At 68.4% G+C, this 14492-nt stretch carries 11 protein-coding genes; 7 read left to right on the top strand and 4 right to left on the bottom strand.

All coding sequences use genetic code 11. The features are described from left to right. Positions 1-14 precede the first annotated feature (14 nt). Positions 15-875 carry an ATP-binding cassette domain-containing protein gene (locus QHF83_RS20695; RefSeq protein ID WP_282419603.1) on the top strand — a complete coding sequence of 287 codons (861 nt, stop codon included), beginning with the start codon at positions 15-17 and terminating at the stop codon, positions 873-875. Here the strand turns inward: QHF83_RS20695 and QHF83_RS20690 are convergent. From QHF83_RS20690 to rpsB, 3 genes are all read right to left on the bottom strand, one after another. Next, positions 872-1807: a polysaccharide deacetylase family protein gene (locus QHF83_RS20690; protein ID WP_282419602.1), complete on the bottom strand. Its 936-nt coding sequence runs from the start codon at positions 1805-1807 to the stop codon at positions 872-874. The genes QHF83_RS20695 and QHF83_RS20690 overlap by 4 nt on opposite strands. Beyond that, positions 1800-2738, bottom strand: a complete 939-nt coding sequence (tsf, locus tag QHF83_RS20685; RefSeq protein WP_282419601.1) for a translation elongation factor Ts — start codon at positions 2736-2738, stop codon at positions 1800-1802. Before tsf ends, QHF83_RS20690 begins: the two co-directional genes overlap by 8 nt. A 223-nt stretch (positions 2739-2961) precedes the next feature. After that, the gene (gene rpsB / locus QHF83_RS20680) at positions 2962-3855 is read right to left on the bottom strand and encodes a 30S ribosomal protein S2 (RefSeq protein WP_348980453.1); all 894 of its coding nucleotides are present in this window, start codon (positions 3853-3855) and stop codon (positions 2962-2964) included. Positions 3856-4186: 331 nt separating this feature from the next. On the opposite strand from rpsB, the gene QHF83_RS20675 reads away from it, so the two are divergent. From QHF83_RS20675 to QHF83_RS20655, 5 genes are all read left to right on the top strand, one after another. Next, positions 4187-5626, top strand: a complete 1440-nt coding sequence (locus QHF83_RS20675; protein ID WP_282419599.1) for an ATPase domain-containing protein — start codon at positions 4187-4189, stop codon at positions 5624-5626. Beyond that, positions 5623-6006 (top strand): response regulator, encoded by a 384-nt coding sequence (locus tag QHF83_RS20670; protein ID WP_281312194.1) that lies wholly within the window; start codon positions 5623-5625, stop codon positions 6004-6006. Before QHF83_RS20675 ends, QHF83_RS20670 begins: the two co-directional genes overlap by 4 nt. An 89-nt stretch (positions 6007-6095) precedes the next feature. Beyond that, on the top strand, positions 6096-6527 hold the full coding sequence (locus tag QHF83_RS20665; RefSeq protein WP_282419598.1) for a PilZ domain-containing protein: 432 nt from the start codon (positions 6096-6098) through the stop codon (positions 6525-6527). Between the two features lie 49 nt (positions 6528-6576). After that, on the top strand, positions 6577-8685 hold the full coding sequence (locus QHF83_RS20660) for an IPT/TIG domain-containing protein (RefSeq protein WP_282419597.1): 2109 nt from the start codon (positions 6577-6579) through the stop codon (positions 8683-8685). Between the two features lie 19 nt (positions 8686-8704). Further along, positions 8705-10711, top strand: coding sequence for an IgGFc-binding protein (locus tag QHF83_RS20655; protein ID WP_282419596.1), 2007 nt, complete (start codon positions 8705-8707; stop codon positions 10709-10711). 45 nt (positions 10712-10756) lie between these two features. On the opposite strand, the gene eutB is transcribed toward QHF83_RS20655, so the two are convergent. Continuing rightward, on the bottom strand, positions 10757-13204 hold the full coding sequence (eutB, locus tag QHF83_RS20650; protein ID WP_282419595.1) for an ethanolamine ammonia-lyase subunit EutB: 2448 nt from the start codon (positions 13202-13204) through the stop codon (positions 10757-10759). 193 nt (positions 13205-13397) lie between these two features. On the opposite strand from eutB, the gene QHF83_RS20645 reads away from it, so the two are divergent. After that, on the top strand, positions 13398-14435 hold the full coding sequence (locus tag QHF83_RS20645; RefSeq protein WP_282419594.1) for a hypothetical protein: 1038 nt from the start codon (positions 13398-13400) through the stop codon (positions 14433-14435). Positions 14436-14492: the final 57 nt, after the last annotated feature.

Below are 14492 nucleotides of genomic sequence, written 5' to 3'. Positions count from 1 at the left end.
AGCCTCGACGCGCGATGTCCGCCGGAGGCACGACAGAACCCCCCCGGATCCCACCGGAGGATCACGTCTTCGTCGACAACGTGAAAAAATCGTTCGGGACGACGCAGGTCCTGAAGGGCGTGACGATGCACCTCCGCCGCAAGGAGACGGCGGTGATCATCGGCGGCTCGGGCGCAGGCAAGACGACGCTGCTGCGGCTCCTCATCGGCCTCGAGAAACCCACGAGCGGGCACATTTGGGTCGACGGCGAGGACATCGGCCCGCTCGGTGAGCGTCAGATGAACCGCGTGCGGCAGAAGTTCGGCATGGTCTTCCAGTACGCGGCGCTGCTCGACTCGCTGAACATCTTCGACAACGTCGCGTTCCCCTTGCGGGAGCACCGCAAGCACATGTCGGAGAAGGACATCCGCGACAAGGTCGTGGGCATGCTGAACCTGCTCGGGCTCGAGAACAAAGAGAAGCGCATGCCGAGCGAGCTCTCGGGCGGGCAGCGAAAGCGCGTCGGCCTCGCGCGCGCGCTCATGCTGGAGCCGAAGATCCTGATCTACGACGAGCCGACGAGCGGCCTCGATCCGCAGACGAGCCGCATGGTCGACGATCTCATCGAGGAGACGCGCGACCGGTTCGGCGTGACGAGCGTCGTGATCTCGCACGACATGGCGAGCACGTTCCGCATCGCGCACCAGGCGTTCCTCGTGATTCAGGGCCAGGTCGTCGCCTCGGGCACGCCCGACGAGCTCGCCTACGGCGAGAGCGAGATCGCGCGCGAGTTCATCGCGGCCTCGGGCATCGCGCCCGAGCGCATCTCGCGCGTCGAGAGCTTGAAGCAAACGCCGGAGGGCGGCGCCACGGTGCGGTATCACCCGACGAGCTAGGCGATCTCGCGGGCTGCTTCTTCGAGCGTGACGAACTTCGCGCCGCGCTTCGCGAGCACGTCGATCGCGGCCGAGAGCGCGTCGAGCCTTCGTGCGAGCGGGATCCGAAGCTCGCGCTGGTGCGGCACGAGGTGCGCGAGGCCGTCGCTCGCGTCGAGGAAGTCGATGCCGTGAAGCTCGAGGTTCACGAGCGGCTCCCCTGCGCACGAAGCGGCGAACACGCGCGCGACGCGAGGCCCGGCCAGGGCGAGCGACGTGCCGATGAACGGCAAGCGAAGCCCCGGTGTGACCTGGATCGGGAGCTCGACGAGCGCGCGCGTTCCCGGGCGGAACAGGGGTTTGCCCGGACGATACGGGCGTGTCGGCGCGGCGAGCACGCGCGGCGTGTCGAGCACCGAGGCGCTCGTACGCCCGAAGACGCGCATGGCCCCCATCACGAGCGCCTTCGCGCCGTAGTACGCGGGGCACGGGAAGACCGACGAATCGAAGCGCAATCCGAGCCCCTCCAGCACATCGAGCGCGACGTCGGTCACGGTGTATCCGGGCGCGCGGAAGCCCACCGGTCGCCGCCCCGTGGCGCGCTCGATGGCGTCCTGCGCGGCCGCGATGTCGCGCTGGATCTCCTCGGGTGAGGCGCGCGTGAGATCGTAGCGATGCGAGAACGAGTGGTTCTCGACGACGTGACCACGCGCCGCGAGATCCGCGAGCTTTGCCGCGCTCTCGGGCCTCGTGAGATCCGCGCCGATGGCGAAAAGGGTGAGGGGTAGGTCGTGCGCCCGCGCGAAGTCCGCCATGCGGGCGAGGGCGATGTCGTAGACGGCGTGGCGGGCCGCGGCCTCGTCCGCGAGCGGAGCGAGGCCGTGGATGTGGTGGTAGTGCGAGATGCCGTCGAGGTCGACGGAGACCGCGCCGAAGCGCGTTCTCTCAGCCACCGGCCATCTTCGCAACTTCCGAGGCGAAGTCGGGGCCCTGCGGCTTCTCGATGCCCTCGCCGCGCTCGTAGCGGACGAAGCGCACGATCTTCACGCTGCCGCCCGCGGCCTTCTCCGCGGCCTGGCGCAGCTTGTCGATCGTCTGGCCAGGGACCACGACCGACTCCTGCTCGGTCAGCGTGACCTCGCTGAACCACTTGTTGAACTTGCCCTCGATGATCTTGGGCCACGCGCTCTCGGGCTTCGGCTTCGGGTCCTCGCGGAGCTGCCCCTCGAAGATCTCCTTCTGCTTGGCCTTCGAGTCGTCGCTGATGTCCTCGCGGACGAGCGCGACCGGGTTCATCGCCGCGACCTGCATCGCCGTCTCGTCGGCGAACTTCAGGACCTCGGCGTGCTGCGCGACCGCGTCGCTCTCCGTCTCGAGCGCGAGCACGACGCCGATCTTGCCGCCGAGGTGCACGTACGCGTGCGCCACGCCCGACTTGCCGGCGGGGACCTCGACGCGGTCCCAGCGGCGAACGTCGATCTTCTCGCCGATACGCGCCGTGAGGTCGACGATCACGTCGCCCACCTTCTTGCCGCGGAGATCGCTGTTCTTGAGGTCGGTGCCGAGGGGCGCGGCCTCCGCGAGACCCAGCACGTCGCCGACGAAGTTCTTGAACTCGTCGCTGCGCGCGGAGAAGTCCGTCTGGATGTTGACCTCGACGATCGTGGCGGCGCGCTTGTCCGTCGAGACGGACGCGCGGACCTCGCCCTCGCTGGCGACCGCGCCGGCACGCTTGGCGCTCTTCGCGAGGCCCTTCTTCAGGATGATCTCGACGGCCTTTTCCATGTCGCCCTCGGCCTCGGTGAGGGCGTTCTTGCAGTCGCTCATGCCCGCCTGCGTACGCTCGCGGAGCTCCTTGATCGCCTGCGGATTGATGCCGGCCATGGCTCGTATTCCTCCGGAAAATGTATCGTTCGTGTTGGGGAAATCGTCGAGGTTCGGGCGCCAGGCTCGGCTCGTCCGAGCGGAGCCCCGAACGTGGACAGGATGCTCTCAGGGATCCCCGGGGGCCGAAGGTGGCAGGAAGGGCGCCACCCCGAGCGAGGCATGAAACCTCGAGCTCGACAGGGAGCGCCCTCCCGTCACGTTCGCCCTGCCGGGCGCGTGCTCACTGCTGGGGCTGATCGCCGCCGCCGCCGCGACCGCCACGGCCGCCACGACCACCGCGGCCGCCCTGGTACACGTTGATCTCGTCACGACGGCCGCCGCCGCCCTGCTGCGGGCCGCCCTGCTGCGGACGCTCGCGCTCCTGCTCGCGCTCCACGTCCTTGCGGCGCTGCGAGCCCTCGAGCGCGGCGTCGGCGATTCGGGCAGTGATCAGCCGGATCGACCGGATCGCGTCGTCGTTGCCCGGGATCACGTAGTCGATGAGGTCCGGATCGCAGTTCGTGTCCGTGATCGCGATGACCTGCACGCCGAGCTTGCGCGCCTCGTTCACCGCGATCGACTCCTGGTGGGGGTCGATCACGAAAATCGCCGCCGGCACCCCGCCCATGCCCTTGAGGCCGCCGAGGTACTTCTCCAGGCGATCGCGCTCTTTCTCCATACGCGCGACCTCCTTCTTGACGAACTGCTCGTACGTCCCGTCCTCCTTCATGCGCTCGAGCGTGCGGAGGCGGTCGAGGCCCTGCTTGATCGTGCGGAAGTTCGTCAGCGTGCCGCCGAGCCAGCGGTTCGTGACGAAGTACATCCCGGAGCGGCGGGCCTCTTCCTGGACGATGTCCTGGGCCTGGCGCTTCGTCCCGACGAACAGGATGCTGCCGCCGCGGCCGACCGCGTCGACGACGAAGTCGTACGCGCGCTTGAAGAGGCGCACCGTCTGGTCGAGATCGACGATGTGAATGCCGTTGCGCGCGCCGTAGATGAACGGGCGCATCTTCGGGTTCCAGCGCTTCGTCTGGTGGCCGAAGTGCACGCCCGCGTCGAGCAGCGAGCGAAGGGGCAGCGGGAACTCGCCGGGGCCGGGGGGCACGAAAGTACCAGCGGACTCGGCAGTGGACATCGAAACATCAGTCATGGCACGGATTCCTTCTCGGGTTCGGTTGGACCTCCGCTCCCCATCCTGCGGACAACCCCCTGGGATCCTTGGATCCCTGGGAGCACCGGCCGCAGGTCCCACCTTTCGGGGCGTGTGCCGGGGGAGCGTGTGGAGTCCGCTTGCCGTTGCAAATTGCTCGGGCAAACGGGGGCGCGCATCCTGCCGCGCGAAATGGGGCTTGTCAACGGAAGGAACGGGCCTTTCGTTCGGTTCCTCGCGGTGAACCTCCTCACGCGCTATCCGTACGGAGGAAAACGCGACGACGGACGGACCACCGGCATCCCAGGGGAACGCCATGAAACAGGATGACGCCGAGCGATCCAGCCTCGACCGGATTCCGACGGGGATCGCAGGTCTCGACACCGTCCTCGGCGGAGGCTTCCTGGCCGGCAGCGTCCACCTCGTCGTGGGCCCGCCCGGGAGCGGCAAGACCATCCTGGCCAACCAGATCACCTTCCGTCGCGCCGCGACGGGCCAGACGGCCGTGTACGTCACGCTGCTCGCGGAGGCGCACGCCCGCATGCTCGCGCATCTCGCGGGGTTCGAGTTCTTCGACCCGACGTTCGTGCCCCACCGGATCGTCTACATGAGCGGCTACGGCGTGCTCGAACAGAACGGGCTCGACGGCCTGCTCGAGCTGCTCGGCCGTACGATCCGGGAGCACGGCGCGATGTTCCTCGTGCTCGACGGGCTCGGCACGGCCGAGGAGTTCGCTCCCACGACGAGCGTGTTCAAGCGGTTTCTCCTGACGCTCTCGACCTCCGCGAGCTTGACCGGCTGCACGATGCTCCTGCTCGCCACGCAGCGCGCCTCGGACCTGCCGCGCCCCGAGCAGGCGACGGTGGACGGGCTCATCACGCTGGACAAGCGCCGCGTCGGCGCGCGCTCGGAGCGCGAGCTCGTCGTCGAGAAGATGCGGGCCACGAAGTACGCGCTCGGCGCGCACGCGATCGACATCGACCAGAAGGGCATGCACGTCTACCCGCGGCTCGAAGCCTGGCCCTTCCAGCCGCCCTCCATGGCGCCTCCGCAAGGGCGCCTCGGCTTCGGCGTGCCGGGGCTCGATGCCATGCTCGGCGGCGGCATCCTCACCGGTTCGTCCACAATGCTCGCGGGGCCGCCCGGGACGGGCAAGACGCTGCTCGGGATGAGCTTCCTCCTCGAAGGCATCCGCCGCGGCGAGCGCGGGATTTACCTCGGCTTCGGCGAGGCGCCGGCGCGGGTCATCCAGGCCGCGAGCGGCATCGGGCTCGACGCCCAGGGCGCGCTCGATCGCTCCGAGCTGACGATGCTATGGTATCCCCCTACCGAGGGTACGGCGGACGCAGTTGCGTGGCGCCTGCTCGAGGCAGTCAGCGAGGAGGGGCAGAAGCGCGTGTTCATCGACGAACTCCGCGGCTTCCGCAACATGGTGACGGACGTCGAGCGACTCGATCGCTTTCATGCGGCGCTCTGGGCCGAGCTCGCGAGGCGCGGCGCGACCACGATTCTCACGGAGACGATCTCCACGTGGGATCGCGCGCCGAACGAGAGCGTGTTGCCGCAGGCCGCGTTCGTCGACAATGTGATCATCCTCGAGGAGGAAGAAAAAGGGCGACGGCTGCGCAGGTACGTCGCGTCGCGCAAGGTCGCGGGCGGCAAGCACGATCCCAACTTGCGTCGGCTCCGCATTTCGAGCCACGGGATCGAGGTAGAGCGGCCGAGTGCGCGAAGGCGCCTCCGGGGGAGCGCGTGAAGACGATCCTCGTCGTGGACGACGAACTCGACATCGTCGACGTCCTGAGCGACCTCCTGACCGCGGAGGGCTATCGCGTGATCACGGCGTCGAACGGGCGCGAAGGGCTCGCGCGCATCGCCGAATCGCGGCCCGACCTCGTGTTGCTCGATCGGATGATGCCCGTCGTGGATGGGGCCGAGATGCTGCGGCTGATGCGCGAAGACGCGTCGCTCGGGGGGATCCCGGTCGTGATGATGAGCGCGGCCGAGGGGCGGAGGCTCTCGCAGGAGCTCGGGTGCGCGGCGTTCCTCAAGAAGCCCTTCGACCTCGGCACGCTGCTCGACACGGTCGCGCGGCTCGCTGGTAGGGGCGATCGCGAAGAGGTCGCGCGGGGCTAGGCGACGTCGCGACCGCCTTGGGCGTTCGGCCTTGTCACGAGCGGCGCTCCCGCGGGAAGATGGCTCCCCGCGCGCGCCGAGGTACGCCCATGAGCCACCAAGATCGTGAAGAAGAAGCACCGCTTTCCGAAGGCCCCGTGTCGGGCCCTGCGTCGGACCGACGCACCGCGTTCCGGCACATGGCCGTCTTTCCCGCCCACATCGACACGGGCAACGGCCACAAGCGCACCGCGGTGATTCGTGATCTCAGCGTCTCGGGCGCCCTCGTGCTCACGCGCGCGCGCGTGAAGATCGGCGACGAGGTGACGCTGTCGCTGTACCTCACAGGCGATCCGAACCTGCCCCGCGACGTGAAAGGCCGCGTCGTGCGGGACGAGCGGCGCAGCGTCGAGGTCTCGGACATCTGGCCGTACTCCGTCGCCATCCACTTCAACGAGCCCTTCCAGGACATCGAGCCCGACGTGAAGGCGCTCGCGGAGAAGCAAGCGAGCCTCGGCCTCATCGGCGGCAAGGATCCCTGAGCACAGCCGAACCTCGCCCGTACCTGCCTGCATCGCGTACACTCGTGGGGTGCGCGACCTCCAAGCCAGCCCGAGAAAACTCTTCCTCCGGGGCTTCCTGCTCTTCGCGCTGACCGCCTCCGCGTGTATCGCCGGCGCGCCCGAGGGCATCCGTCGCCAGACCGACGGCGACGGAGACGATCCACTCATCAATTTCGACGGCGGCGTTCCGCCCATCGACGCCGCGCCCGACATCCCGAACGCGGATCCCTACGCCGTGATCGGCGCCGATCCCACGCACGGCCCCTTCACCGGCGGCCAGCGCGTGCTCCTCCGCGGCAACGGCTTCGCCGCGGCCACGCGCGTCTGGTTTGGCGAGGTCGAGGCCGACGCGTCCACGATGGTGCCGATCGATCCGACCCGCCTGCAGATCGTCGCGCCGAAGGGCTCTGCCGGCCCGGTCACGCTCACCGTGCAAAAGGGCGACGACGAATCGACGCGCCGCTCGCTCCCCGGCGGATATGCGTACGACGCGCTTTACGCGGCCCCCTCGAGCGGGCCCGTCTCCGGCGGCACGGTCATCGAGATCGTCGGTGACGGCACGAGCTGGGGGCTCGGCGCGATCGCCAAGATCGGGGGCAAACCCTGCACCACGCAGACCGTCAACGGACCGACGTCGATCACGTGCACGGTTCCCAAGGGCACACCCGGCGCGAAGCCTGTCTCGGTCGACGCGGGCGACGGCCAGCCGATCGTCGTGCTCGACGCGTACACCTACGAGGACAGCACGAACGGCTTCAAGGGCGGCCTCTCCGGCGATCCGATCGCGGGCAAGCTCAAGGTGCTCGTCTACAACAACTTCACGGGCGACCCGGTCCCCGGCGCGCACGTGATCGTGGGCAGCGATCTCCCGTCCGCGCTCGTGAAGCAGGTCGATTCGACGGGCGTCACGCTCTTCGACGACGCCTCGCTCTCCGGGCCGCGCACCGTCACCATCGCGGCGAAGTGCCATGGCCCCATCACGTTCGTCGACGTCCCCGTCGACACGGTCACGGTCTACCTCGATCCCGTTCTGAGCCCTGTTTGCGTGGCCGACGGCGATCCTCCGCCCGTCGGGGGCAAACCCGGCGCGGGCGGCGGCATCCGCGGCGAGCTCGTCTGGACGGGCAGCGTCGAGTTCAAGAAATCCCCGTGGATCAACGTGCCCGCGCCCGCGCCGGGCGAGCGCCAGGCCGCGTACGTCTTTCACGCGAACCAGGATCCGACCGCGACCTTCCAGCTCCCGCACCCCTCGACCGCGATCCTCCCCGACGCGCCCGGCGAGATCGGCTACGCGTTCCAGCTCGGCAGCGGCGCCGGCAATCGCGCGCTTTACGCGCTCGCCGGCGTCGAGACCACGAACACCGTGCCGCCGAAGTTCACGGCGTACGCGATGGGCATGGTGCAAGGCGTGAGCGTGCAGCCGGGCCAGTACGCCGACCAGATCTACATCGTGATGGATCGGACGCTCGATCAAGCCCTCACGATGGACGTCGAGCCGCCTGCGCCGGGGCCGAAGGGACCGGATCGCGTGCGCGCCACGGTCTCCGTGATGCTCGGCAACGACGGCTACGCGATCCTGCCTTCCGGCGTGAAAACGCCGCTCCTCCCGCTCGCCGGCCCCATCCCGTTCGTCGGCCTGCCCGCGCTCGACGGCTCGTTGTTTGGCGCGACGTACATCTCCACAGCCCGCGCGGTCACGGGCCCGCAGGCCTCGGCGCCGATGTCCGTCGTCGGCCGGCTGCTCTCCACGAGCACCGCACAAAACCTCGTCGTGGACGGGTTCGTCGGCGTTCCGACGCTGAACACGCCGGCGAGCGGCGCGGCCTGGGACGGCCGGCACCTCGCTACCACGTTCGGCGCCGGCGGCTCGGCGATCGACCTCTCGGTCTACGACATCGCGAGCGGCGGCGGCCTCATCCGCTGGACCGTGGTCGTGCCCAAGGGCTCGCATGCCGTCGAGATCCCCGATCTCTCGGGCTTCCCCTTCCCCGAAGGCGGCCTGCCGGGCGGCCCCGTCACCATCGGCGTCTACGGCGCGCGTGTCGACAAGTTCTCCTACGGCGCGCTCCGCTACCGCGACATCCGGCCGAGCGGGATGAGCGCCTACGCCCTCGATTACTTCAACGTCTTCCTGTGATCCGACCGAGGAGACGCGCATGAACGAGCGATCCAGGCGCTCGAAGAAGCTCGGCCGCGGCGCCCTCGTCCTCGGCGCGACGGCCCTCGTCGCGAGCTGCTTCGACAAATCCACCCGCTGGGAGGAGGTCGAGGCCAAGCCCCCGCCGCCGCCCGCGTGCGAGCTCGGCCTCGAACGATGCACGACCGCGCTCGAGCGTTGCACGGACACCGGCGCGGGCCTCGCGTGGACCGTCGTCGAGGACTGCGCGGCCGCGGGCCTCGTCTGCGCGCCGACCTTGCTCCGCTGCACGGCGTGCCTCCCGAATGGTGGGAGCTGCAAGGGACACGAGGCCTACCGCTGCAACGCCGATGGCACCACCGCGACGCTCGTCGACACCTGTGATCCGTCGAAGGGCATCGCGTGCCGCATCGGCACCTGCGTGGACCTCTGCGGCCGCGCGACCGTCGAGAAGAGCAACGTCGGCTGCGAGTACTGGGCGGTCGACCTCGACAACGCGATGATCGACGCGACCAGCAACGCGGCCGCGCAGCAGTTCGCGGTCGTCGTTTCGAACCCGCATCCGGATGTCGCGGTCTCCGTGCACATCGCGCAGGACGACGGCCTGCCCGGCTCTCCCGCGGCGCCCTACGACATCGCGACCGCGGTCATCGCGCCCCTGAACCTCCAGGTCTTCAAGCTCGGCCCGCGCGAGGTCGACGGCAGCCCCGAGGGCGAATACGACACGGGCACGCACACGGCGCTGACGAGGCACGCCTTCCGCATCCGCTCGGATTTCCCCGTCGTCGCGTACCAGTTCAACCCGCTGGAAAACGTCAATGTCTTCTCGAACGACGCGTCGCTCTTGAAGCCGACCGAGGCGCTCTCGTTCGGCGTCGAGGACAACGTCATCACGTCGTACGTCGTCGTCGGCTGGCCGCAGACGATCGCCGCGACCGACGATCCCGACACGAACTTCAACCCGAACGACCCGACCCACCTCCGCTCGTTCCTCACCGTCGTGGGCACGCAGCCGGACACCACCGTGCGCGTGAAGACGCGGGCGATGGTCGTGGGCGGCGGCCCCGTGCCCGAGACACCCGCGAACGGCACGGTCGAGGTGCGACTCGACGCGTTCGACGTGCTGAACCTCGAGACGGGCGATTTCAATGCCGACTTCACGGGCAGCACCATCGAGTCGAACCGGCCCATTGCGGTCTTCACGGGCGGCGAGGCCTCGGACGCGCCCCATTTCCCGACCCTCGCGTATCGACGTTGCTGCGCCGATCACCTCGAAGATCAGCTCGATCCGATCCGCACCGCCGGCAAATCGTTCGCCATTCCGCACACGCCGAGCCGCACGCGCATGGTCAAGCAGGCCGGCGGGCTCATCGAGGAGGTCCCCGAGCCCGATTACGTGCGTTTCGTCGCCGCCTCGAAGGCCGGCGCGAAGATCACCACGAGCCTGCCGCCGCCCTACGACGTCATCGACCTGAAATGGCTCGGGGATTCCGCCGAGGTCACGGCATACCGCAATTTCACGGCCGAGAGCACGGAGCCCATCATCGTGGCGCAGATCATGGGCAGCCAGGACGCCGCGGGCGTGCGGCGTGGCCTGCCCGGCGGCGATCCCAGCCTGCTCATCGTCCCCCCGCTCGAGCAGGCCCGGCCCGATTACGTCTTCCTCACGCCCGACAAATACGTATTCGATTACATCTCGATCGTCGTGCCCGCGGGCCAGGGCGTCCTGCTCGACGAGATCCTCCTCGGCCCCGACGCCTGCGAGGTCACCGCGGCCGACGGCCTCACGATCGAGGAGCGCGGCGGCAATCCGCCCGAGCTCCTCGTCTACAACTGCCAGCTCAGCTTTCCCCTCATCCAAGGGCTCGCGAACTTCGTCGTCACCCTCCCGGGCAAGCAAAATGACGGCGTCCACCGCGTCGTCGCCGGCGTGCCGATCATCGTGACCGTGGGCGGATTCGATTCGTACGTGAGTTATTCGTACGCGGCGGGCACCGATCTCCGGGCGATCGCGCTGCCGGAGTGAGCGCGGAGAGGGGCTCGCCTTCAAGGGCGAGCCCCTCGTACGACTTCAGGGCAGCGGCTTCGCCTTGAGGTTGTTGAGCTGCGTCACCACCTGCTTTGCGGACTCGACCGGCTCATTCTGGGCATACGTCGTATCGGCGAGGCCGGCGAGGACACTCGTGATGTCGTGGTCGACCTTGCCCGCCTCTGCCCAGTACGCGACCGTTGGAATCGTCATGTACACCGAGAACGCGCGGTGCTCGCTGCCCGGCCGCTCGCCGATGATGTGCACGATGGCCCGCCTGCTCTGCTTGTCCGCGATCTTCCCGAAGAGGATCTCGCCGACGTGATACCCCGCGCGCACGCGGCCGGAGGTGCACACGATGTGCTCGGGCGCGACCTTGTAGCCCGCCTTTTCGAGCTCCGCGCGGAGCAACGGCAGGAACTTGTCGACGTGGCCCGGATCCGAGATCGAGAAGGCGTTCAGGCCCTCTGAAATCATGATCTGCACGTCGTATTTGCCCGCGTGCGTGTCACGCAGCTTCTCGACCTCGCGGGCTGCCTCGTCCTTGAGCTGCTCGCCCGTCGGCGGGTGCAGGATGTAATCGTCGCGATCCTTCGCGCCCGTCCAGACCTTCACCGCGCTCGGGATCGTCGCGACGAACGCCGGATCGAGCTCGGCGAAGATGCTCTTCTTGCCGTCGGCCACGAGAGCGCGAATGTACTGGTCGAGCTCGGGGTTCAGATCCCACGGGTCCGCCCCGTAGCCCTCGGCGATGAAGACGCCCCGCTTCTTCACGGCGTCGAGCGCCTCGAGCGTCTCCGGCGCATTCATGATCTGCTCGACGGTGCGCATGTCGGCCGGGTCCTTCGCCTTCATGTACTTCGCATAGACGTACTTCACGTTGCCGAAGTACTGCGTGGGCTTGCCCATGGCGTCGATCACGCCGAGCTCCTGGAAAAACGCCCACATCTTGTCGTCGACCTTGTAGCCGAACTTGTCGCGGATCCGGACGTGGTCCTGGAACGCGGTCGTCAGGTACGACAGCATCGGATCGTTCTTCGTGGGCAAACCCATGAGGTAGGCGGGGTTCGCCGGCATGATCTGGTCGATGCACCAGTCGAGATCGTCGAGATCGACCGACATGTGCAGCGTCGAGCAGATATCGAGGCCGATCGGCAGCCCGTGGAGCTTGCCCATCGCGATGTCCTCGAGGCAGCAGCGCACGAGCTGCTCCTTCGTGCGGAAGACCTCGGGGCCGATGAAGCCGGCCACGTCGTTCAGGTGCACCCACGGCGCCTCGGGGTTGCCCGCGGCTTTTTGCGCCTCGGCCACCCGCTTCTTGAGCGCGCGCGCGAAGCCGTACTTGCGCGCCTCGTGCACGACCATGTCGAAGCCCGCGCCGTGGCCGTTCGTCGCGTCCGCGCCCTGGCCCGTCTCGAAGTAGAGGCCGTATTTGCCCGAGCGCGTCGCCGCGTGGTTCAGCATCTTCTCCACGGTCACGTCGAACGTCGCGTTCGCGTCCGTCGTGCTGCCGAGGCTCTGGAACCAGAGCGCCGTCGAGCCCGGGAACTGCGTCTCCACCGCGGCCTGCACGTCGATGTGCGCGAGACAGCAATGCGGCATCGTGTCTTCGAGCTTGAACGTGACGAGCACGTCCTTCAGCACCTCCTCGATGGCGTGCACGCTCGCGACCTCGCTCGACACGGGGTTGTTGCCGAGCACGACGTCGCCGACCGCGAAGGCGAAGCCGTTCATGACCTGCCAGAGGATGTCGTTCGTGTCGTCCGTGGGCGAGTTCGGCTGGATACGCGCGCCCATGTAGCCCTTGGCGCCGATCTTCGAGCCCGGCAGCGGGTTGAACACCTTCTGGCCGAGCTTGATGAGCTCGTCGTTGCTCATGAGCTTCACGATCATGCCGATGATGTCGCTCGGCAGGCCCACCATGACGGCCTTGATCTCGTCCTCGGTCTTTTCGAGCAAGAACGATTTGAGCTCCGACATCTTCCAGGCGCGCGCGCCCTCGAGCGCGGGCGCGTCGGTCGTCTGCATGATGAGGGCATAGACCGCGTCCTCGAGCATCGGGCGATCGGCGAGATCGCCGATCTTCGTGTTCGCGAGCAGCTTGCGCGCGTTCTGCCGCGACAGGTCGTCGACGGCCGCGATCCCGAGCGCCTCGTCGCCTTCCTTGTATTCGTTGGCGGCGCCGATCACGGCCTTGTAGAACTCGTGGTCGTACTTGCCCTTGACGCGGGTGACGTATGCGATGACGTCCTCGCCCTCCCTGATTTCCGGGATGGATACGCCGCTCGGCGCGGTGGGCGTTCCCGGATCCGGCTGGATGGGATCGGAGCCACACCCCGCCGCGAACGTTGCGGCGACGCCGCCAAGGAGCCCCATCATGAAGGTGCGACGGCGGAGCGCGAGGCGCGCCACTGGGGGAAGCGCCGCGGCCGCCACCCGAATCTGCCGAGGTCTACGAGGACGAGTGAGCTCGTTTGTCAGCTTCTTCATGCGATCGTGCTCCCAAGCAACCATCCAAGGAGTCGTCACCCGCATAGCGGCGAGCCTCGTGGAATCAGCCCACCACCCGCGGAAGGTGCCTTTCGAATAAAGCCACCCCGGATCGATTCTAGGCCTAGCATCCTCGCTCTGGCAACGCCCTCGTCGCGGAATCGGGTATGGTGGTCACCCAGCGAGGCACGGCATGGCTTACAGACGGCAGATCGGGACTTTCGTGGGGCTCTTCGCGCTTTTGGGCGGGTGCCAGATCGTTGGCAGCATCGAGCCGGAGCTCGTCCTCGCCTCCGGAGACGAGATCTGCGGCGACGGCGTCGACGACGACGGCGACGGCCTCGCGGATTGCGAAGACCCCGATTGCGGCACGAGTCTCTGCGTCCCGAACGCACCTCCCGGCTGGGAAGGCCCGTTCTGGGTCCGCCGCTCGACCTGGGACGGCACGTCCGGCCCCGCGTGCCCCGCGGGCTTTTCGGGCTCCGCCCATTACATGTCCCCCGCGCCGGTGGGCTGCACGCCGTGCGCGTGCGGCGACGTCGAGGGCGGCGCTTGCGCCCCGCCGAAATTCCGGTGCTGGCTCTCCAAGAACTGCTCGGGAGATGCCGTCAACACGACGATCGGGACCGTCGGGCAATGCGAAGCGCCCTTCGGCCAGTTCCCGCTCGCGTCCGCGAGCTGCCGCATCATCGGCCCGGGCGCCGTGCAATCGGAGGGCGCGTGCGCGGCGAGCGGCGGAGAGCTCACGGAGCCGCAGCTCTTCCAGCAGATCGTCTCGGCCTGCGAGCTCGGCGCGAAGACCGGCTGCGCGGAGGGCTCCACCTGCGCGCCGCCGCTCGACCCCGGCGCGCGGATCTGCGTGCGGAGCAGCGGCGGCGGCGTATGCCCGAGCGGCTGGGACGGAGAGACGCTGACGGCCTATGCAGGCGGGCAGGACGCGCGGACCTGCAGCGCTTGCACGTGCACATTCGAGGGCGGCGGATGCGAGGGCGGCGCCTATCGTCTCTTCGATACGAACAACTGCCAGGCGACCGGCTCGGGTGCGAACGCGGATCCCCCGATCGACATCACGGGCGAGGCCTGTGTCGACGTCTCCACGCTCGCCGATTCCGGCACCTTTTCGATCCTCGCCCTCGAAGCCAGCGTCTACACGGGCGCCTGTACGTCCGCGGGCGGCACGCCGAGCGGCGCAGTGCTGCTCGAGGGCGCGGTCAAATATTGCTGCCGTTGAGCAGGCTGTCGAGAAACTTGCTGCGCGCCCTGGATCGTCGGTCGTCGTGCTCGGAAT

The organism is Polyangium sp. 15x6, assembly GCF_029960785.1.
Taxonomy (GTDB): Bacteria; Myxococcota_A; Polyangia; order Polyangiales; family Polyangiaceae; genus Polyangium.
This window is presented reverse-complemented; position numbering and strand designations above follow the sequence as displayed.